This is a genomic window from Paenibacillus sp. J22R3, from assembly GCF_056269305.1.
This window is the reverse complement of record NZ_JBWDNS010000002.1, coordinates 497,753-516,945: the sequence shown is the minus strand read 5'-3', so window position 1 is coordinate 516,945 and position 19,193 is coordinate 497,753. Positions and strand designations below refer to the sequence as shown.

Genomic DNA, 19,193 nt, shown 5'->3' with positions numbered 1-19,193 from the left:
TGTAATCGCTTCCTTATTCGATCGTCAAGTAAAATTTTACTTAACAAGAATTATCATCCAACATAAGCTTCCCTCAGCCAGACCTGCTATGATAGATTAGACGAACTATTTTATACTAGGCAGGTTACTTATGAATGCTACTCAGCTTGATCTTGTTCCCTACATTCGTTCCGCGGCGAATGCGATTCGTAAGCCCTTCCTCCTCGGCGAGCGCACCTTGCTCGATTACGTGATTCTTTATGTGCAAGAGGGAACGATGCGCGTGACACTTACTCGGGAGAGTAGAGTATTTACCATAACGAGCGGGCAATTCTGCATGCTGCAGCCCGGTGATCTTCATATTCTGGAGGGGACGACGGATACCATCTCCCCGTATGTCCATATGGATCTATTCTATAACCCGCATCGCGAGCGCAGCTTCGTGACGTTGCCCGGGCAACTTCAAGTCGCTGGGCAAGAGGAGCTGATCCAGCCTCGGATTTCTGAATTGGAGGGCTTTCAACAGATACCGATCTTATTCACTCCCCGAAATAAATCGGCATTCGTCGAAACGCTGCTTGCGCTTATCCAAGCCTGGGATGACGGAGCTTGCGGCCTGCTTAATCGGATGAAGGCGCATGGCGCCGCACTGCAATTGATTTTCCAGCTGCTTGAGCCGTATGTCGAGGAGGAGCGAACTCCGAATAAGAGCCACTCGCTGCTCGGCTGGGTAACATCTTACTTTGCTTTGCACATCTCAGAGCCGCTGCGGGTAGCCGACATGGCAAAAAGGGCGAACCTGTCCGTGCCGCGCTTCAACGTCGTATTCCGCGAGACATTCGGCGTTTCGCCCTATCACTATTTTCTTATGATGCGGCTCAAGCACGCAAAAGAGCTGCTTCGCACGAGTATGCTGACTATGCACGAAATCGCCGATTATTGCGGCTTTACGGACAATCATCATTTTGCCAACACGTTCAAGCGAACGACGGGAGTTACTCCCGGCCAATACCGGGCCGGGATGAACGAAAGCGAGTAGGGTGGATGGCTAGTGTGGATGTATAGGGCGTAGTGGGCTAGAGCTTATGCGGCTTGTGGACGACTTGGGTGTGAACGGCTTAGGCGTAGTCGGCTGGTTGAACGGACGGCTTAGGTGTGGCATGTAGAGTGGAGCGCATAGAGATGCGCCTCTAGAAACAGGGAAAGAGAGGTACGATCTACCTCTCTTTCCCTGTTTCTACTGATTTCCCGCTCATGTAGACCCCTGGGTACCCTTCATTAGCGGATTCCACCGGATTTCCGCTGATGTAGACCTCTGGGTACCCTTCATTAGCGGATTTCACCAGAATTCCGCTCATGTAGACCCCTGGGTACCCTTCATTAGCGGATTTCACCAGAATTCCGCTCATGTAGACCCCTGGGGACTCTTCATTAGCGGATTTCACTGGATTTCCGCTCATGTAGACCCCTGGGTACTCTTCATTAGCGGATTCCACTGGAATTCCGCTCATGTAGACCCCTGGGTACCCTTCATTAGCGGATTTCACCTGATTTCCCGGTTTCCCACCAATGTGTGGCTCCCAGAACCACTCTTTCGCAGAATCCCCCGGTTTCCCACCAATGTGTGGCTCCCAGAACCACTCTTCTGCTGAACCCATCACTATTCCGCTAATGGGTTACTCCCAGAGCCACTCCATTCACCAAGCTCAATACCACTCGAATCGAGCTATTCGGCGAGAGCACGGCGCTGCCGTTAACTAGGCTTAGCTGCTCTCCGCTCTGCTCGAATTGCAGCTCTTCGTCGCCTAGGCGAACGGTTTTCACGCGGCTTGTGAGCGCTTCGCCCAATTGAAGGCGTTGCAGCGCAAATTCCCCGTAGAGCACTTCGATTTCAAGCGCATCTTCACCGCATTTTACCGTTCCCCATGCGCCGTCCAGAGCCCAGAAAGCCTGATAACTCGCCGCACCGACTCCTGCTGCAGCCGCAACCTTCGGCTCAAAACCGAGCAGCCCCTGCCCTTTGTGATAGTGGAATCCACTGTAAGCATGCAGCAGCGAGTAGCTGGCCATCGAGCGGGCATAATTGCTGCCGCATTCGATTTCATTCCAAGGATTGCGGCGGTTCCCATCGTAGCGGCGGCGAATGGCTTCGACTATGGATAAGCCTTCCTCGTACAGGCCCTCTTGAATCATGTGCACCGCAGCTTGATATTCGAAGCCGGTCATCGTCTCCGAATTATAGGTCAGCGGAACGGCTGGTTTCGTCCGACCTTCCGGCCAGGTGCAAATGAGCAATCCGCCCTCGTCGCCTAGCGAATACAACCGCCATGGGTTGGCTTCCTTCCTCATCTCGCTCTTGAAATTATAGCGATAGAGCGATTGCAGCGCCGTTTGCGTCTGCTCCCCGTCAAAGATCTCGCCTAACCCGCACAAGTTGGCATGCCACTGCGCGACGACCTGATCGATGCTGCAGCCTTCGCCGATTTGGTATTTGATCTCGCCCGCTTCCGCATTCCAGTACGCATTCACTACTGCATTGTCGAACGACGACTTCCCATCTGAATAGCGGGTAAGCTGCGACAAATCTTGTAATTGAACCTGCTGCGTATAATATTCTCCGTTAAACAGCTCGCGGTCGGTATAGGCTTTTCCACGTTCGAACAGCCCGCGGTAGAGCTCCGCCGTTTCCGGCTCGCCCAGATAATCCGCGATCTCCGCCCCCGCCTTCAAAGCGGCCAGGTAAAATCCGTTCAGCCATGAATTGGGTCCAAACAGCTCCATATCGAGCGTATGATGCTGCCGTCCTTCGAGCACGCCATCTTGATTGGCATCCCATTGGTCCTCATTGGTCTCGGCCCACGCGTAGGAAATCATCGATTTTGCCGCTTCCCAGTGCCCTCTTAGCCACTCGTCATCTCCACTAATCCGCCAATCCCGGTACAGTTTAATGATCCCGCCGAATTGCCCGTCAGCACAGGCGTGATATTTGGAGCGCTCGCGCCCAACAGGAAGCATCAGTCGGAACTGCATCTGCCCGTCTTCGCGGCGATTATGTTTAAAGTCCAGATCGCGCATGCTCCGCTCCAGCTGCGGGAACAAATACGGCAGCGCATAAGCGTAGTTCCAAACATGCGTACAGGAGCCTTCGCAGCAGCCGACATCCTCGATGCAGCCTTCGAAGCCGTAGAAAGACCCATCCTCGAGCCGCAGACAGGTTGGCGATTTCAGCACGGATAAATTCGCCACTACCGCATCCAGTACAGCCTCCGGAAGCGTTGATCCATACAGTGCATCACGGAATAGCCGCGTTTCTCGCTCCAGTCGATCCCACTCTGCAAATGCATATGCACTGCTGGCGAGCGAGTCTTCGAATCGAACCGCATAGTGATTTTTCCAGATGGTCTGTTTGCCGTCTTTCTCGGGATTCCAATGGTTGTACATGAACGGACTGCTCCAAGCGAGCATGAACCTTACACTGCGCGACTCACCTGCTGGTACGTTTATTGACGCTGCCAGTGAAGCCATATCTTGATTGCGGAATTTGGCATCCGGCTCATATTCGCGATTGTTGAAGGGTCCAAACGTAGTGAAATCCCGCCAAAACATCTCTAGCGAGTCACACCATCCGCCGCGATACCAGTACTGTTGGTAGCTGCCCTCTGTTTGATCCGTCGCCATCGTCAGCTCGCCATATTCCGGATTGTCCTTCTGCTCCGATAGTGTTGCCATATGTATCCGCTTCAAGCCGTTATCGTTCACAAAGCGGTGCTGACTTGGCGAGGTCTTCATCATATTCGCCGAAGATAAATTGACAGTGTAGGTTAATGCCTGCTCAGTCGTATTCGATACGGTAATCGTAAAGAAAGCTGCCGGCAGACTGGAATCATCTTCATTCGAAGGAATGAACGGATTAAACGCGCTCATTCGCACTTGCCCTGGGAATGCCGGATCTTGAAACTCGATATCAGCCATCGGGAACGTACCCGTGAAGACAGTCTTCTCAAAATGAGGCATTCCCCCCAGCGTCCCAGCATGCGGGCCAAATCCATATCCGGAATGCAGCGCGCCTCCTCGCACCGGCTCACCCATATATGGAGGTTGGAGTTCCCCTTGTAAAATCCGAGCGTCAAGCACGCGCTCGCCATCCTCCGCTTTGATTGCAAAATGACTAAGCACATTCATGCTGCGCTTGTTTGGACGATTCAAAATCTCCCAATCCATTAATCTGCCATTACCCGCCAGACCGATGCAGCCTGTGCCAATGCCGCCTATCGGAAACGATATCGCATTTAGCCGCTCATCCTCATATACAAATTGCTTCACTGTAATCGCTCCCTTCTACTTCACATTGTAGTACGAAGCCAGAGAGGAAGCATTGTAAAAGGGATTTCTTTTGTTGTAAATTCCGATTGAATTCTGACTTACACCCTATAGCACACTTACAACCAAGTAACTGGTACAATGGCTATAACTGGAAATCAAAGGAGTGAGGAATGTCGCACGTTGGATAATGAGCACACTTATTATTTTGTGCAGCGTTGTTGTTCTTAGTGGATGTACGAAACCGTCTGATATTTATGGAGGTATCAGCAAAACTGACTTTCCTGAATTGACCGATTCCAATCTCGAATATGTCTATGAGTATAGAGGGCATGCCGATAATTGGAGTGCTGTTCTGTTCGTTTACAAGCTCAAAGGCGCAGATCAATTCAAAATGAAAGAGGTGCTCGTGTACAACGGTGAAGATCCGAGACCTACCGGCCAACTTTCGACCGAATACACATTTGGTGACGCCGTTGGCGGCTCCGGCATATTAATTCCCGAGGCACCGGAGAACGGAATTTATGCGATGCTTCCATCGCTCGGAACGAAGGAGCTAATACCAAACACAACTGCCAAGCTGCTGGTCAAATGGGGAGCTCAGTCTGAGTATTTCGAGTTAAAGTCTGTGTCGGAGTAGCGTTCGCAGCAGTTATTTATCCCTATAACAAAAACAAGGATGCGGGCTTAGGCTCGCATCCTTGTTCACGTCCAACCTTAACGCACCACTACAACCGCGAACGGAAGCAGCTCCAGCTCAAAAGAGCCGTCATCCTGCACCACCGGCGCCGGATACGCTGCCGGCGCAACCGGCTGGACCGATCGCTCATCCAACGCGAACAGCTCCGCCGGCTTAATCGCCGTCGACTGCACACGAACGCGAATGGTTTCGTTCGTATTATTCGCTGCGAGCAGCGTCACAGCGCCATCAATGCTTCTGACTGCGAGCGCGTCGCAGCATAACCGATCAGATACTTGGCAATCCAGCACTTCTGCACCTTGCAGCTTGGCCGCAGCCGCCAATACATGATAGAGCGGATACTTCTCTTCCCCGCCATCATGCATAACCCCAAGCGGACCGGCTGTCTCTAGATAGCAGACCCGCTCGGCTCCGGCTTCCGATAAGCTTCGCAAGCTGCCAAGCGTCCACGCCGCGCCGAACAACGACCATTGGCGCGCATCGGTATGATTAGCCCGGTCCTCGGACTTGCGCCTTCCTTCTTCGCTAGTCGTGTTCGGATTCAGACGCGGCTTAAACGTGATTGGACCGATGCTTAGCGGCATTCCGGGCACAATACTTCGCGCACTGCGAACCGTATCGGCCTGAGCGGAAACCGTCTCGGCGAGTGAAGCAATATCGAAGGCATGCACCTGCGGATTAATCGTGTACATCGCCGCTTCCATCGGAGCAAGCGGCAGCTCCGCGCGGTTCAGCTCCGTGAAGTAAGCACGAGTGCCTCCGCCAACGCGAAAGGACAGCTTCGCCGAATCGCGCAGCTTCATAAGCTCGGAGGACAGCTCATGACTGCTCACGAATCCGGCCTCTGGGAATACAAACACCGTATCCACCGTAGCTTCCACTTCGGCAATAGCTTGAACAAGTTTCTCCAGCAACTGCTGGCCTGGGCTTTGGGTTTGCCCGTGGCTTTGCCCTTGCCCTTGCCCTTGTCCTTGTCCTTGCCCTTGTCCTTGCCCTCCCACTTCGCCTTCCCTTTTCCCCGGTACAACCACTTCAAGCTCTATACCTGCACCAAGCGCGCTTGCGGCAGCCGCCGTATTCGCAAGCTCCTGCTCCCAGCCCGCATCTGCCAATCGAATAACAGCTCGTAGGAAAGTAAGATCAAGCGGGCGAAGTGCCTCAATCTCAGTCATCGCTGCCGTACGGCCCGGCGTCATGCCTAAACCGATACCCGGAACCTGCCCGACCACATGGTCACGCAACTCAATTCTAATCTCTTGTGTACCCGAGAATTCAGCCGAACCCCTTACCAAGTCTCCGCCAACCTCATCCGAACTCAAGTCCGAATCAAGCGAATCCACAGCCTCGTCCACTTCCACTCTCTCACCAATCAACTTAAGCGTAACCGATTGCTTAACTCGCTCCCCACGTACCACTTCCACCGGGTAAGGGATGCTAAGCGGTGTGCAATATGTTTTGTAAGAGGCATCTGTCCAATTTCGCTGATCCTCCATCTCGAACAAATCACCGCTAAATCGCAGCTCCGCAGTCAGCTTCGGCGTTATTTCATGGCGAATAGCTGCCATGCCGAGGAATGGCTGATGCGGCGAAATCCGCTCCGGGAACACCCCCGAAATTGTCCGGTTCCCCGTTCCGATCTCCGACTTGTTCCCCATCCCGTCCCCCGACTCGCTCCCCGTCCCTTCCGCCGTCTCTACCTCCACCTTACAACCTGCCAGATTGGAAGGATGCAGAATGCAGAAGCCAATTCGGTTGCGAAGAAACGTCGAACGCGCCTCACCGTCGAATGTGAAGCTAATCGTTCCATCCTTCGAGCCGGTGATGGCTCCCTCCCACTCCAAGTCGATTTCGCCCTGCCGATGCTCTGCTACGAAACGGACTTCAAACTCATCCCTGCGATTCGTCACCACACGAAACTCCCGAAAAACCGGCTTGATCGTGCCCCAGTTCTGATCCCGGACAGCGGCGTAGATGCCACGCACAACTTCTTGCCCGCCATGGCGAATATAACGAAGTCCGCCCTCTTCCAGCGCAGCTGTCAGCGGCCCCGCCTTTAGTAGCAGCCGCTCCGGCAGCGGCTCGGCACTTCCGTACCGCAACACGGATATCTCCTTTGCCTGACTTACCATAACTCACGCTCTCCCCTTAGTTAGGCTTGCTTCTTCAAACACAGCACCCAGTCACTTTCATGCTCATCACTTTGAACTCCAAGATCATTCCGTCAGTGCAGCTGACCCTCTGAAGCAATAATATCGTGATCATGCCGAACACTTGTAACCACGGCGATTTCGATGGCTTTCACCATATCTTCCAGACTCATGCTAGGCAGCTGAGGCTTCTGATTCGTTTGGATCGGTAAGTAGGGGATATGAATGAAGCCGCCTCTTATCGCCGGAAACTCCGTCGCAATCATATGCTGAAGACCATAGAAGAGATGATTGCATACAAATGTACCCGCAGTATGGGATACCGAGGCCGGTATGCCTGCTTTGCGCAGCTGCGCGGTAATGGCCTTTATCGGCAGTGAGGACCAGTAGGCAACCGGACCTGCTACCGCGATAGGCTCATCGATCGGCTGATTACCCTCATTATCCGGGATACGGGCATCATTCAAGTTGATCGCCACTCGCTCTATCGCAATATCGCTTCGGCCTCCCGCTTGCCCGACGCAGATCACTACATCCGGCTTTACCTCCAGAATGGCCTGCCTTAGTGTTTGTATGGACTTCGTGAACACCGTCGGGATCGGTCTGACCTCCACTTCGAACCCTTCAAATGGCTGATGGCTCAAATGGCTGACTACCTCCCATGCGGGATTGATCGTTTCTCCACCAAATGGATCAAAGCCGGTTAACAAGACTCTGTTCATGAAGCTCCGCCTCCTCGCTTGCTAATCCTTCAGTCTCAAACCGCAGCTCGGACATTCCGGATCATGCTGGATAACTTTCTCGCCACAAGCAGGGCATTCCTCGTAGAGGTCTTCAGGTGCGCCGGGTTGATTTAATCGGAGCCGCTGGGCTGCATTGTGTTTACTCGGTTTGCCTTCCTTCTTCGCATCATACAAATAATCCCTTATGTCCTGAATGTTCTTAGCCATGTTCGAAGAATCCAGTGCGGACTGAATGACTGCATGCAATATAAAGAAGAAAACGGAAACCATAATCAACCATAGAACAATCGCTCCAACCATTGTGAATCCCCTTTTCGCTTCTCATCGCTTTGATAGTAAATAGTAGCTATCCCTATCTTCTCTATCTCTCACACGAATACCTCCCTGCCTTTCCAATTGAGTCTTTCTTCCTCTAACGGGATTCGAGAGATGATAAATGCGCGATAGACTAGTCCATTTGCTTAAACAAATCATAGAATACTAGTAGTGATTGGAGGTGATTATATGCCCATTCAATTTCTGGATTCTCGTATTTCCATTCATAGCAACGAATTCGGCGGATCAGACCCATTATCCGATTTGCCTCTGTTAATCGGGGACATCGGTCTGCAAGTTCTGGGTGCGATTCCACTCAACACATCCAACGTCCGCGTTGCTTTGACAGGGACGGCAGTCATCGATTTCGCACCGGCGGTAGAGCCTGAAGAAGGGATTCTGGACCCAACTGTCGTGACGCTCACTGTGGAACGCGGCGGCGACGGCACTGCAGGTACAGGTGTGATGATTCTTAATGAACAGTTCGAAATTTATCGTTGGAGCACCTTGTTCCCGATCACAGTGTCTGCCGGCGACTTTCCGCCTGCAGCTGATGTCTTAGGCCAACAAATTCGTTACACGCTGTTTATTGCCGTAGACGGTTATTTCAGTCTCGTTCTAGCCGGCCCTGCCGTATTTAACGGCATCGCTTCGGCTGGTTCGACTTAGTGTCCTTCCATTAGAAAAGGGCCAATGAACGGAAGCGATGCTTCGCGTTCATTGGCCCATTTTTTCAGCTTATCGTTATTGCATATTTATCCAGACGCTCTTGACTTCGGTGTAGTTGCGAAGCGCGTAGTCGCCCATTTCGCGTCCGATGCCAGACTGCTTATAGCCGCCAAAAGGAGAAGCAGCGTCAAACATATTGTAGCAGTTCACCCACACAGTACCTGCGCGAAGCCGGTTGGCTACATAGTGAGCATTTTTAAGATTCTCTGTCCACAGACCGGCGGCAAGTCCGTATTCACTGTTATTGGCGCGATCGATCACATCATCGATGGATTCAAACGGAATCGCACACACAACCGGACCGAAGATTTCTTCGCGGGCGATGGTCATCGATTCGTCAACGTCGGCAAAAATCGTCGGTTTGACGTAATAGCCGGCATCGAATCGGTCCTCCCCACCGCAAACGAGCTCCGCACCTTCCACGCGTCCTTGGCGAATATAGCCGAGCACTTTTTGCTGCTGCTCCAGTGATACAAGCGGGCCCATTTCCGTGTCGGCGTGAATGCCGGGTCCCTGTTTAATTTGGGCTGCAAAGGACGCCATGTCAGCAACCACGTTATCATATGCTTTTTTCTGAACGTACACGCGGCTTCCGGCGCAGCACACCTGCCCTTGGTTAAACATTACGCCCCCGAGTGCACCGGGAATCGCGCGGGAGAGATCCGCATCCGGCAGAATAATGTTCGGTGATTTGCCCCCAAGCTCGAGGGTTACGCGTTTAACATGATCCGCCGCTTGACGCGCAATGAGTTTGCCGACTTCCGTGGACCCGGTGAAGGCAATTTTATTGACATCGGGGTGATTGACAAGCGCTTGGCCTGCCGTTTCACCAAAGCCCGGGACAATGTTAACGACGCCATCCGGAAAGCCCGTTTCTTGAATGAGCTTTGCCAAATAAATCGCGGACAACGGCGTTTGTTCTGCCGGCTTTAATACGACGGTACAGCCTGTGGCAAGGGCGGGACCCAGTTTCCATGCCGCCATTAATAGCGGGAAGTTCCACGGGATAATTTGTCCGACAACGCCGACAGGCTCGTGTCTGGTGTAGTTGAAATATTCGCCGGCTACGGGAATCGTTTGCCCTGTAATTTTAGTTGCCCATCCCCCGTAGTAGCGGAAATGATCTATTGCAAGCGGAAGATCGGCTGCTCGCGTTTCGCGGATCGGTTTCCCGTTATCGAGCGACTCGAGCTGTGCAATCTCTTCACAGTTTGCTTCAATTAGATCAGCGAGTTTAAATAAAAGACGACCACGCTCAGAGGCGCTCATTGTACGCCAAGGACCGCTTTCAAAGGCTTGTCTTGCGGCAGCAACGGCGCGGTTAATATCCTCTTCTTTGCCCTCGTGCACCTGAGCAAGCGGCTTTCCGGTTGCCGGGTTATAGCTTACGAATGTTTTGCCTTCAGCTGAAGGTACAAATTGACCATTGATAAATAGCTGCTGCGGCTGCTTGAGTAGATTTTCAATCGATTGATTTACTTTAACTTCCTGTGCCATTCGTTTACATCCCTCCACTTGGATTGTAGTTATGTTCACTCAATCACAAATATATGGGGGAATGTCCCATTTCATAACTGCACAAAGTGACAGTCCGTCATAATACTTAATCAAGAAAGCACAGCTAACGTCGCCTTCCAACTACGGCGCATTCGTGCCATGACACGTTCATGACCCTCGATTTGGTCAACCAGTTCCGATAAAGCTCGCTGAACCTGTGACGTATATCGCCGAAATTCACGATCCGGCAACAGCTCCGCTCCTTCACGAATAATCGCATCCGACAACCGAAGTCCAGGAGACGTAGGCACGATGCGCATCCTCAGACGAACCGCTACCCTCCGCAGCTGCTTCCCGCACCGGCCGCCGCCATGACCGCCGTAGGTTACAATCATGACCGGCTTGTCTCGCCACTCGTGGTAAAGGTGATCAATCGCGTTCTTGAGGACCGCCGGATACCCCCAATTATACTGAGGCGTGACGACAATCAAGCCGCTTGCACTCTTGATCTTCTCGCTCCAAGCCTGCGTGTGGGGCTGGCTGTAGGTTACCAATGCGGGTATTCCCGGTTCATCGTCCATCGGCAAGGACCATTCCCCCAGATCAATGATCTCGTACTCGTACCTTGGATTCGCTCGGCCGATGGACTCGATCCAAGCCGTGATTTTCGGGCAATTTCTCCCCGCTCGTGTGCTCCCCATGATCAAGAGAATGGTCTTCTTCTGTTCCATTATTACACCTTCATTTCTTGTTATCGTTCCATGTCATTCCGAACTGCAGAGAATTAGGACGAATTCCCCCTTGGTTCCATGATGTTAACCAGAAGCACTGCCGCAAGCGTTGTAACTGAAGCGAAAATGACATCTTTACCCGCGTGAATCCAAAGTACGGGGATCCAGCCAATAGCCAGGTAACGATGAATCATTCTCATCCATTTATTCCGTACCTTCCTTATCCAATAGCCATATCCCACAATTGTAAGCAATATAATCAAGCTGGATGCACCGGAGTAAATATGTTGATCATGAATTTCTTTGATTAGAAAGTAAGTGCCATGTACAAGTACGAGAACTAATGCTGCCCAGCCCGAACATTGGTGTAGTTTACGCACCCACTTTGCAATTCGTCGGACGAGTGTAGACCGAGATTTCAATCCCCGTTTAAACCCTAACAAGGACATACATACCGCTCCCAGAAAAACCGCATATGTGCCCATATCATTCGCGATTATTCCAATTCTAACGTTAAGCTCGACACTGCCTTGCGCAACCTGCTCCGTTGCCAAACGTTTCAGATCACTGTCTCCGTTCCCGTGCAACGAAATGTAGTAGCACCAATAACCCAGGAAGAGCACGGCAAAGCCAATAGCGATTATGGCAAGAATCCAAACTCGTTTATTATTGCTCATGCGATATGGCGTCATAACCTCCAGCAAGAGAATATTAGTACGCGGTACAAACTACGTGTTACAAACAATATAGTTTGTGTGACGTACTATGTCAATGACTTTTATGATAAAATGAAAATTGACTAAGGCTTACAGGCTTCACACGACTATCTAAGCTTAAATGGAGTGAATCATGGTGAACCACAAAAACGCTGCTCCCCAGGAAAACCTCTCGATCATGGATAGTTTGGTCCAATTATCCTTTCTTGTTCAAGGCATCCTTAACGGAGTCGGAGCCGAATACGATGTTTCCATCATACAAATTCGATTGTTCGGCATTTTACGAGATCGAGAACTAAACATGTTACAGCTAGCGCAGTACCTCGGCCTCGACAAATCCAGCATTACCGGACTGATCAATCGCGCGGAGCGCCGAGGGCTTGTTGAACGCAGTAATTCCCCACACGATCGTCGTGTCATTCATGTAAAGGTGACCGCCGAAGGACGGCAACTCATTCAGACCGTAAGCAGTAAGATCCAACGTCAAATACAAGCAATAACGGATAACCTTAATGAAAATGAGCGCTCACAGTTCATTGCTCTTGCTTCTAAAATGCTGCTTCCTTCAGGCCGGTCGTAGTTCATTGCTCTTGCTTCTGTTCATTAATGAAGACAAAACGGCGGCCGATTGATCGGCCGCCGTTTTGTTTGTAATTTTTTATATGATATTGTACGAAAGAAATTCATTAACAAAACCTTCCAGCCAATCTTCTGAATAATCAAGAACTCCGGAATCAATGGGGATAAATATCGTATCAAGACCCATCACCCATAAGCGGCGAACAATCATAAATAATTCAATCGCTTCTTCATCTTGGACGGTGAAGCTTCTGATTGATTCGATAACCAGACATAAATGCATGTTTATCCATTTGGAAAGCATTGTTATTTCCGTGCATATCGCCATGACACAGCCCCCAATCCAAACCTAAAAATTCGCTGCCGCTGACAAACGACTGTAAAGTTCCCCATTATCAAAAGTTCACAATTTAAATCCGATAACTAAAAAGGCCTATAGTAAACACAGACTTCATTCTTTTTACGTCAGACAGCCAATCGGCTGCTCGCCATCAAAAAAGTTTAATCTCTTACTGAACCTTTTTGCAAATAGGAGCGAATTAAGAGTTGTAACACGTTCAGGAGGGGCCCCTATGAATGATAAAGAATTAATTCCATTGCTTGAAAATGCAACGTTAGGCGACGAGTCGGCTTTTCAGCTTGTCTATCAGGCGACTCACCAAGATGTCTATCGGACGGTTGCTTTTCTCGTCTACAACAAACAAGACATTGAGGACATCGTAAATGAGGTTTATCTGCGAATGTGGAGGTCTTTTCACACTTACGACTCGAGTCGGCCATTCCGATTTTGGTTGCACGGGATCACTGTACATCAGGTCCAGGATTGGAAGAGAAAGGCTTGGCGACGAATTCGGCTCATTGAACGTAAGCGCCAGACGACTGACGAAACTTTCGACTGGACGGACAAAACTGTCCTACAGTCCGAAATGCAGCATGAGCTGTTGAACCTTGTCCGCCAGTTGTCATACAAACTAAGAGTGGTCATCATCTTGCGTTATTTGCACGACTATACGTTGGAAGAAATCGCAGATCTGCTGCATATCCCCGTTGGCACAGTGAAATCCAGGCAGCACCTGGCACTGAAAGAACTACGAAATCGATTCAAAATGACGGGAGGAGATGCGTATGTCTATTGACAAGCAGTTACGTGAAGAGCTTCGTCAGATCGCAGATTCAATGCAGTGTCCTCCCGATTTGTATGGACGTGTCCGACGATCCTATCAACACTATGCAAACGAAAAGAGAGGAAAATCCATGAAAAAACGTATTCTCATCGGAATTGCGGCAATCGTAATCCTGATTCCATCCGCCGCATATGCTGGTTCCTATCTGGCTAATGATATTTTTGGTTCTCCTAAGACCATTGAGGAGCATGGCGGTACGCAGGAAGACTACAAAGAGATTGAGGGAATGCTTCAGGAAGCAAAAGGCAAGCTCACGGAAGACGAGTTCAAGGAGTATACAACACTGACCAAGCGGCTTGTGCAATTAAAGCTGAAAATCACCGATAAAAATGGAGTCATACACGAGGAGAAACTGACTAAAGAAGAACAGCAGCAATTTAAGCAGCTCGCCTCCAAGCTTGCCCCGTTCTTCGAGAAAATCAATGAGTCCGCCAAACCGTAAGAAATAAGAAAGAAACCCGGCATATTCTAGCCGGGTTTCTTTCTTCCAGTTAAATAAAACAACCTTTTGAACTATTACTACAAACTTGTCATTGCCTTAATCGAAGCCGAAGCCGCTTGCCTCGAACTTGCCGCGAAAAGATAGCGTGTTGAATATCCTATTTCTTCTGGTTTTTCCGGATCCGGGAAAAGACTACGAGTCCGGCGATCAACATAGCTATGTAACCCATGTTTTGAGCTGCTTCGGATCCCATACCCAGCACCATGCAAAGATTGGTAACCAAACTCTTCGTCAGGAGCGCAATCGCAATGAGCATGATCGGACGAAGAATATTGAACTTATTCATATAGGCCATCCTTTCGTTATCCAGCTAATAAATTCTCATACGACCCTGCTGATTTCCCAATTATTCATTACTCTTACGGAATATAGGGTCTATGGTTTCGTTTCATAGACTTCATTCTTTGTATCCATTCATGATTCTCTCATGAATCACCTTGCATTACTACCGCAACCGCTTCCGCAACAGTCCGATATCGCACCCGCCATAATTCTAACGAACCGTACAGGCCTTATTTGATCAGAAAGTAGCGATTTGAAATTCTAACGAACGCTACAGGTCCTATTCGCTCGAAAACTCGTGCACTTCTGCCAAATTCGAGGAAATAAGACCGCAGTGGTCCGTTAGAATAATTGAAGGGCCGATTTCTCCAAAATAAGACCTCCACGATTCGTTAGCGTAAGAGAGGTGCTGGCGAGAGCTGCTTTTCAGATTGTGTGACGGTCCTTTTTCGTGCTACGGTAGTTCAATCCGAATTAGTTCTACTTCCTTATTATTGCTGCAGATCAGTACACAAGGAAAAACGTACGGAACATAAGAGCCAGTGCCCCCGAGATCGATACGCGTATACTGTTCGTCCCCATGCTGGACGATGTGACTACCCATAATTGTAAGTGATAATTCATTAATTGCTTTTAAAGGTAGTAATAATGCTTTCACTCTTTTACGTTCTCTTTCAATTAAGCACCCTTCATTGAGATAGACCACAAACTTGGTTTCATCATCTTGAAAGTCTACCGGGTCTATTACAAAAATTTCGACAATTCTACCCTCTCTCTTGTATACAAAGTTACCATCTCTCTTCATGAAGAGTTTACTCATTCCCTTAAATATCCGAAAAGTTTTTCCATGAAAAGTGCCATAAGCGAAAAGCCCAACAGCCATACCGATTACGAGCACATTATTAGTGGGTTCATCCTTCAAATACATCATGTATGCTGAAGAAATCTCATAAAGATTTCTTATGCTGAATGGAATGGATGCCGTCAGAAATAGATTTGTAATCATAGCAATGAAAATTTGCAAGGCACACAATAGCCCAACAACTAACCTGATCGGCCAAACGATGACTTCCTCATGGACATTCTTCTGATAGAAATAGAGAACAAACATAAGCCCGAAAATTGGAATTAATATGAAATTCGATTTAAGCAAATAGATCGAGATCCCATAAACAAATCCCCAAAGGAGAACGAACAGCGTTAATTTAAGAATCGAGATCAGCCGGTTGGGTTCTCCCTGTTTCTCTATTCCTGACTGATTCTCTTGAGATGAATCAAGATCACTCGGCTGCAATTTCAATTGTGCCCTAATCGTGGAATACAACGTTTCAATATTGAGAGAAGGGAATTGGGAAATCGGAATTCTGATTGCGAACATCCCGCCGTACATATTGTTGATTTCAGACAAGAAGGATTGCTAGAAGTACGTGCATGGACCACTTCAGTTTGGCACGTTGTTCAATCGGTAAAGTATAATTTCCGTTTTCAAGTTGTAATTCCATCACTGTGGCCAGCCACCTCAATGCAGTCACTCTCTTTTACAATACTCACAACGTCCACTCCTTGGATTTGTATTGATGCTGGATTGCTACACGCAATGAAGCCGCCTATCATGCCGGCAGCTTCATCTTAGGTTCCCCGTTATTGCCTATCAATTCTGTAACGGTTGTGAGCGTGGCTATTTCATGAAATGAACACCTTTTATAATGCTAACGGTTGTGAGAATCGTTATTCGATGCATAATGGTTGATTTCTATCGAAAAATCTCCAAATAAGCCCGCTAGCAACCGTTAGAAAATATATTCAGACTTTTTAGTCCAAATAACCACTCCCACAACCGTTAGAGTTTGGCAGGCGACTCTTAACTCATCCACAAGCATCTATAAACACTCCAACAATTGATTTATGCGAATCGATACGTCCAGAATCGCTCCGTTCCGAAGCGCCCTTGGATTTCCGCATCCGATAATTTCTTGTTGCCTAACAATTCGGCTGCTTGAAACTGGGACTTATGGGCTTGAATAGACGCCATCTTCTGTTTCAAGTAACCTTTGACGTCATTGATGATATCGGGCTTCCCGATTTCTTGTTCGTGATTGTTGGCGAATGCCATGCAATGCACGGTCGGCCTGCGGTCGGCAGGCATTTTGGCGATGGTTCGGATTACCGCCGCCCCGCATGCGTTGTGATCGGGATGAACGCTCAGCGTCGGGTGAAACGTAAAGACCAACGTAGGATTCAGCTCTTCAATGAGCGCTTCGATACTCCCGTCTAACTTTGTTTTATCCTCGAATTCGAGCATTTTATCGTGAAACCCAAGCATCCGAAGATCCTTAATTCCAATGGCACGGCAAGAAGCTTCCAGCTCCTGCTTGCGTATGGCGGGTAAAGTGACCCTGCTCGCGAAAGGCGGGATTCCCATGTTGCGGCCCATCTCTCCTAAAGTCAAACAAGCGTAAGTGACATTTGCCGTTCCTTGATCGAGATGCATCGCAAGCGTCCCTGACAAGCTGAACGCTTCATCGTCCGGATGCGGAAGCACCACCAGTATGTTTTCTTTCATATCTGTTCCAAATCTCCCTTTACCTTAGAATGGTTCCCGGCTCAATTGCAATGCTACGACGAGTTTCCCCGCGGTGTCATGACCCGCAAGGATGAGCCTTTCGGAATCCGTCTCTTCATAGTGAGTAAGCCCCTCGGAATAAACCCAGCCTTGCTCCGTCTTCAAGCCGACGCGATATGGGCCGTCCCCGGAAATCGTGCCGTGGGAATAACGAATAACGGCGTTCGAAATAAAGGTCGCTGCCGGATGCTTCGTACGATCCAGATGCGCGGCGTAAGCTCCCGTTGTCATCTCGAGATGGATATATAAATCCCGATCAATAAGGATATCTATAAATTGCTGGACTTTCGTTTTGTCGATGAGCTGCATGTTCTTCCTCCAAACACCTATTGTATTTCCTAATCGCCAACAACTTTTACTTCATCATGCTTGCCGCGAGTCAGAGCGTTTAATCGCTTTATTTATTATATTATCAAAAACGATACAGATATATAAATTCAATAATTTGATGATATTCTTGACGTAATTCTTGACGCTCCTTTAATTCCGTTTGTGATATTCTGAGTGGAATATTTTTCTAATTTTTGTACACAATAACTCCAGATGGTGGGTTCAACTGTGCCTAAACCCGCCTCATTCTATCCTCGATCATAAAATCGGCTCTTATAGATGGGTTTGTCATCAAACTCATGCTTGCCTCCATTCCAATCGAAGAGGAAGGTTGTACACTATATAACTAATAATGGAGGGTTCAACTGTGCCTAAGCTTTCCGTTACTCTGCCGATGCAGGAGCAAATCCGAAATCGTATGAAGGAAGCTCCTGACTTCGTCATTCGGCCGTTCCCTCTCCGTGGATCTTTGGCTTTCACCTGCCTCTATCTATCCTCGATTGTGGAATCGGCTCTAGTGGATGAGTTTGTCGTCAAACCCATGCTTGCCGCCGTTTCTCTTGAAGAGGAAAAGGAATTTGATATGGATGACCTAGACTGGTTTCATCGTCACATCCCCTTCGTCCAAAACAAGGAATGGACAGATGCCGATGAGGGCATCCGCCTGCTGCTGGAGGGCCAGTGCCTGCTGATTCCAACACATATTAATCTTTTCCTATGTTTTGACGTCAAACGTAGTGACTATCGCAGTGTAACCGAGCCTCAGTCGGAAGCCACAGTACGAGGACCACGGGAAGGTTTCGTCGAAGACATCGGTCGGAACGTGGCTCTCATCCGTAAACGACTCAAAAGTGAACAGTTAGTTTTTGAAGAGATGACCATCGGAACAAAAACGATGACCAAAGTATATTTGACCTATTTGCCCGACGTAGCCCCCACTGGCGTCGTAGAAGAATTTCGTCGTCGGCTGCAGGCCATCCAAGCTGACAGCATTCTGGAAAGCTCATATTTGGAAGATTGGATCCAAGACAAGACATGGTCACCGTTCCCTCAACTCATCGGGACAGAACGACCGGACGCGGTTACGGGCAAATTGTTGGACGGGCAAGTAGCGCTTCTCACCGACGGCACTCCGATTGCCTTGATCGGTCCAGTGACTTTTTTTCAACTCTTCTCTTCACCGGAAGATTATTACCAGAGGCCGGATATCGCCACACTTTCTCGATGGTTGCGCATGTTAGCTTTCATGCTCTCGATCTTCATCCCTCCTTTATACATTGCAGTAGTCACCTTCCACCAAGAGCTGCTACCGACTTCGCTCTTGATCAACCTGGCCGCACAACGGGAAGCTGTGCCTTTCCCGGCGTTCCTCGAAGCCATGATCATGATGGTCACGTTCGAGATTTTACGTGAAGCCGGTTTGCGAATGCCTCGGATTGCCGGTCAATCAATTTCCATCGTAGGCGCGCTCGTACTCGGCATGACGACGGTCGAAGCGGGACTTGTCTCCGCAGCCATGGTTATCGTCGTTTCGATCACGGCCATCTCCAATTTCGTGTCACCTATTTACGGCTTTGGCGTTGCGCAGCGGATCCTCCAGTTCGGGTTCATGTTCCTGGCCGGCTTTATGGGGTTATATGGTATTCTGTGCGGGACGTTGTTTGTCTTAATCCATCTAGTCTCTTTGCGATCCTTCGGAGTGAAGTACATGTCTCCCATCGCGCCTTTGATTCTGTCAGACTTCAAAGACACGATCCTGCGCGTTCCTCGGTTCTGGATGAAACGATCGCCTCAGATGTTCTCTAGAAAAAAATAG

20 protein-coding genes are annotated in these 19,193 nt (G+C 49.3%); 7 read left to right on the top strand and 13 right to left on the bottom strand.

Annotation, left to right across the window (positions count from 1 at the left end):
* Positions 1–130: 130 nt before the first annotated feature.
* Positions 131–1,018 (top strand): helix-turn-helix domain-containing protein, encoded by an 888-nt coding sequence (locus AC0YN4_RS10525; RefSeq protein WP_475781422.1) that lies wholly within the window; start codon positions 131–133, stop codon positions 1,016–1,018.
* Positions 1,019–1,196: 178 nt separating this feature from the next.
* Here the strand turns inward: AC0YN4_RS10525 and AC0YN4_RS10520 are convergent, their stop codons facing one another.
* Positions 1,197–1,490, bottom strand: coding sequence for a hypothetical protein (locus AC0YN4_RS10520; protein WP_475835762.1), 294 nt, complete (start codon positions 1,488–1,490; stop codon positions 1,197–1,199).
* Between the two features lie 157 nt (positions 1,491–1,647).
* On the bottom strand, positions 1,648–4,302 hold the full coding sequence (locus AC0YN4_RS10515; protein WP_475835761.1) for a GH116 family glycosyl-hydrolase: 2,655 nt from the start codon (positions 4,300–4,302) through the stop codon (positions 1,648–1,650).
* Positions 4,303–4,489: 187 nt separating this feature from the next.
* Here AC0YN4_RS10515 and AC0YN4_RS10510 point away from each other — a divergent pair, with 187 nt between their 5' ends.
* Positions 4,490–4,939, top strand: a complete 450-nt coding sequence (locus AC0YN4_RS10510) for a hypothetical protein (protein ID WP_475835760.1) — start codon at positions 4,490–4,492, stop codon at positions 4,937–4,939.
* Positions 4,940–5,016: 77 nt separating this feature from the next.
* Here the strand turns inward: AC0YN4_RS10510 and AC0YN4_RS10505 are convergent, their stop codons facing one another.
* From AC0YN4_RS10505 to AC0YN4_RS10495, 3 genes are all read right to left on the bottom strand, one after another.
* Positions 5,017–7,128: a D-apionate lactonase family protein gene (locus tag AC0YN4_RS10505; RefSeq protein WP_475835759.1), complete on the bottom strand. Its 2,112-nt coding sequence runs from the start codon at positions 7,126–7,128 to the stop codon at positions 5,017–5,019.
* Between the two features lie 92 nt (positions 7,129–7,220).
* Positions 7,221–7,868 (bottom strand): pyroglutamyl-peptidase I, encoded by a 648-nt coding sequence (gene pcp / locus AC0YN4_RS10500; RefSeq protein ID WP_475835758.1) that lies wholly within the window; start codon positions 7,866–7,868, stop codon positions 7,221–7,223.
* 21 nt (positions 7,869–7,889) lie between these two features.
* Positions 7,890–8,189, bottom strand: a complete 300-nt coding sequence (locus AC0YN4_RS10495; protein WP_475835757.1) for a hypothetical protein — start codon at positions 8,187–8,189, stop codon at positions 7,890–7,892.
* A gap of 204 nt (positions 8,190–8,393) precedes the next feature.
* On the opposite strand from AC0YN4_RS10495, the gene AC0YN4_RS10490 reads away from it, so the two are divergent.
* Entirely contained in the window at positions 8,394–8,873 is a 480-nt protein-coding gene (locus AC0YN4_RS10490; protein ID WP_475781415.1) for a hypothetical protein, read from the top strand.
* A gap of 75 nt (positions 8,874–8,948) precedes the next feature.
* Here the strand turns inward: AC0YN4_RS10490 and AC0YN4_RS10485 are convergent, their stop codons facing one another.
* The 3 genes from AC0YN4_RS10485 to AC0YN4_RS10475 form a co-directional block, all read right to left on the bottom strand.
* Positions 8,949–10,430 carry an aldehyde dehydrogenase family protein gene (locus tag AC0YN4_RS10485; protein ID WP_475835756.1) on the bottom strand — a complete coding sequence of 494 codons (1,482 nt, stop codon included), beginning with the start codon at positions 10,428–10,430 and terminating at the stop codon, positions 8,949–8,951.
* Positions 10,431–10,540: 110 nt separating this feature from the next.
* Positions 10,541–11,161 (bottom strand): NADPH-dependent FMN reductase, encoded by a 621-nt coding sequence (locus AC0YN4_RS10480; RefSeq protein WP_475781413.1) that lies wholly within the window; start codon positions 11,159–11,161, stop codon positions 10,541–10,543.
* 53 nt (positions 11,162–11,214) lie between these two features.
* The gene (locus tag AC0YN4_RS10475; RefSeq protein ID WP_475835755.1) at positions 11,215–11,838 is read right to left on the bottom strand and encodes a hypothetical protein; all 624 of its coding nucleotides are present in this window, start codon (positions 11,836–11,838) and stop codon (positions 11,215–11,217) included.
* 217 nt (positions 11,839–12,055) lie between these two features.
* Here AC0YN4_RS10475 and AC0YN4_RS10470 point away from each other — a divergent pair, with 217 nt between their 5' ends.
* A complete protein-coding gene (locus tag AC0YN4_RS10470; protein WP_475835754.1) occupies positions 12,056–12,457 on the top strand; it encodes a MarR family winged helix-turn-helix transcriptional regulator in 402 nt (133 codons plus the stop codon).
* Between the two features lie 78 nt (positions 12,458–12,535).
* On the opposite strand, the gene AC0YN4_RS10465 is transcribed toward AC0YN4_RS10470, so the two are convergent.
* Complete coding sequence (locus AC0YN4_RS10465; RefSeq protein ID WP_475835753.1) at positions 12,536–12,784, bottom strand: hypothetical protein; 249 nt, start codon at positions 12,782–12,784, stop codon at positions 12,536–12,538.
* Between the two features lie 244 nt (positions 12,785–13,028).
* Here AC0YN4_RS10465 and AC0YN4_RS10460 point away from each other — a divergent pair, with 244 nt between their 5' ends.
* Together AC0YN4_RS10460 and AC0YN4_RS10455 are read left to right on the top strand one after the other, a co-directional pair.
* On the top strand, positions 13,029–13,592 hold the full coding sequence (locus AC0YN4_RS10460) for a sigma-70 family RNA polymerase sigma factor (RefSeq protein WP_475781409.1): 564 nt from the start codon (positions 13,029–13,031) through the stop codon (positions 13,590–13,592).
* A gap of 118 nt (positions 13,593–13,710) precedes the next feature.
* On the top strand, positions 13,711–14,082 hold the full coding sequence (locus AC0YN4_RS10455) for a DUF3600 domain-containing protein (protein WP_475835752.1): 372 nt from the start codon (positions 13,711–13,713) through the stop codon (positions 14,080–14,082).
* A gap of 157 nt (positions 14,083–14,239) precedes the next feature.
* Here AC0YN4_RS10455 and AC0YN4_RS10450 read toward each other — a convergent pair whose 3' ends face one another.
* From AC0YN4_RS10450 to AC0YN4_RS10435, 4 genes are all read right to left on the bottom strand, one after another.
* Entirely contained in the window at positions 14,240–14,428 is a 189-nt protein-coding gene (locus AC0YN4_RS10450; protein WP_475781407.1) for a hypothetical protein, read from the bottom strand.
* Between the two features lie 450 nt (positions 14,429–14,878).
* The gene (locus AC0YN4_RS10445) at positions 14,879–15,832 is read right to left on the bottom strand and encodes a hypothetical protein (protein WP_475835751.1); all 954 of its coding nucleotides are present in this window, start codon (positions 15,830–15,832) and stop codon (positions 14,879–14,881) included.
* 495 nt (positions 15,833–16,327) lie between these two features.
* The gene (gene bshB2, locus AC0YN4_RS10440; RefSeq protein WP_475835750.1) at positions 16,328–16,987 is read right to left on the bottom strand and encodes a bacillithiol biosynthesis deacetylase BshB2; all 660 of its coding nucleotides are present in this window, start codon (positions 16,985–16,987) and stop codon (positions 16,328–16,330) included.
* Positions 16,988–17,011: 24 nt separating this feature from the next.
* Positions 17,012–17,356 carry a YojF family protein gene (locus AC0YN4_RS10435; RefSeq protein ID WP_475781404.1) on the bottom strand — a complete coding sequence of 115 codons (345 nt, stop codon included), beginning with the start codon at positions 17,354–17,356 and terminating at the stop codon, positions 17,012–17,014.
* A gap of 388 nt (positions 17,357–17,744) precedes the next feature.
* Here AC0YN4_RS10435 and AC0YN4_RS10430 point away from each other — a divergent pair, with 388 nt between their 5' ends.
* Positions 17,745–19,193, top strand: a complete 1,449-nt coding sequence (locus AC0YN4_RS10430) for a spore germination protein (protein ID WP_475781403.1) — start codon at positions 17,745–17,747, stop codon at positions 19,191–19,193.

Coding starts and splice junctions, on each gene's coding strand:
- AC0YN4_RS10510 (WP_475835760.1), top strand. CDS start 4,490: ATGAGCACACTTATTATTTTGTGCAGCGTTGTTGTTCTTAGTGGATGT.
- AC0YN4_RS10490 (WP_475781415.1), top strand. CDS start 8,394: ATGCCCATTCAATTTCTGGATTCTCGTATTTCCATTCATAGCAACGAA.
- AC0YN4_RS10475 (WP_475835755.1), bottom strand. CDS start 11,838: ATGAGCAATAATAAACGAGTTTGGATTCTTGCCATAATCGCTATTGGC.
- AC0YN4_RS10485 (WP_475835756.1), bottom strand. CDS start 10,430: ATGGCACAGGAAGTTAAAGTAAATCAATCGATTGAAAATCTACTCAAG.
- pcp (WP_475835758.1), bottom strand. CDS start 7,868: ATGAACAGAGTCTTGTTAACCGGCTTTGATCCATTTGGTGGAGAAACG.
- AC0YN4_RS10435 (WP_475781404.1), bottom strand. CDS start 17,356: ATGCAGCTCATCGACAAAACGAAAGTCCAGCAATTTATAGATATCCTT.
- AC0YN4_RS10525 (WP_475781422.1), top strand. CDS start 131: ATGAATGCTACTCAGCTTGATCTTGTTCCCTACATTCGTTCCGCGGCG.
- AC0YN4_RS10470 (WP_475835754.1), top strand. CDS start 12,056: ATGGATAGTTTGGTCCAATTATCCTTTCTTGTTCAAGGCATCCTTAAC.
- AC0YN4_RS10480 (WP_475781413.1), bottom strand. CDS start 11,161: ATGGAACAGAAGAAGACCATTCTCTTGATCATGGGGAGCACACGAGCG.
- AC0YN4_RS10465 (WP_475835753.1), bottom strand. CDS start 12,784: ATGGCGATATGCACGGAAATAACAATGCTTTCCAAATGGATAAACATG.
- bshB2 (WP_475835750.1), bottom strand. CDS start 16,987: ATGAAAGAAAACATACTGGTGGTGCTTCCGCATCCGGACGATGAAGCG.
- AC0YN4_RS10450 (WP_475781407.1), bottom strand. CDS start 14,428: ATGAATAAGTTCAATATTCTTCGTCCGATCATGCTCATTGCGATTGCG.
- AC0YN4_RS10460 (WP_475781409.1), top strand. CDS start 13,029: ATGAATGATAAAGAATTAATTCCATTGCTTGAAAATGCAACGTTAGGC.
- AC0YN4_RS10520 (WP_475835762.1), bottom strand. CDS start 1,490: ATGAGCGGAATTCCAGTGGAATCCGCTAATGAAGAGTACCCAGGGGTC.
- AC0YN4_RS10495 (WP_475835757.1), bottom strand. CDS start 8,189: ATGGTTGGAGCGATTGTTCTATGGTTGATTATGGTTTCCGTTTTCTTC.
- AC0YN4_RS10455 (WP_475835752.1), top strand. CDS start 13,711: ATGAAAAAACGTATTCTCATCGGAATTGCGGCAATCGTAATCCTGATT.
- AC0YN4_RS10505 (WP_475835759.1), bottom strand. CDS start 7,128: ATGGTAAGTCAGGCAAAGGAGATATCCGTGTTGCGGTACGGAAGTGCC.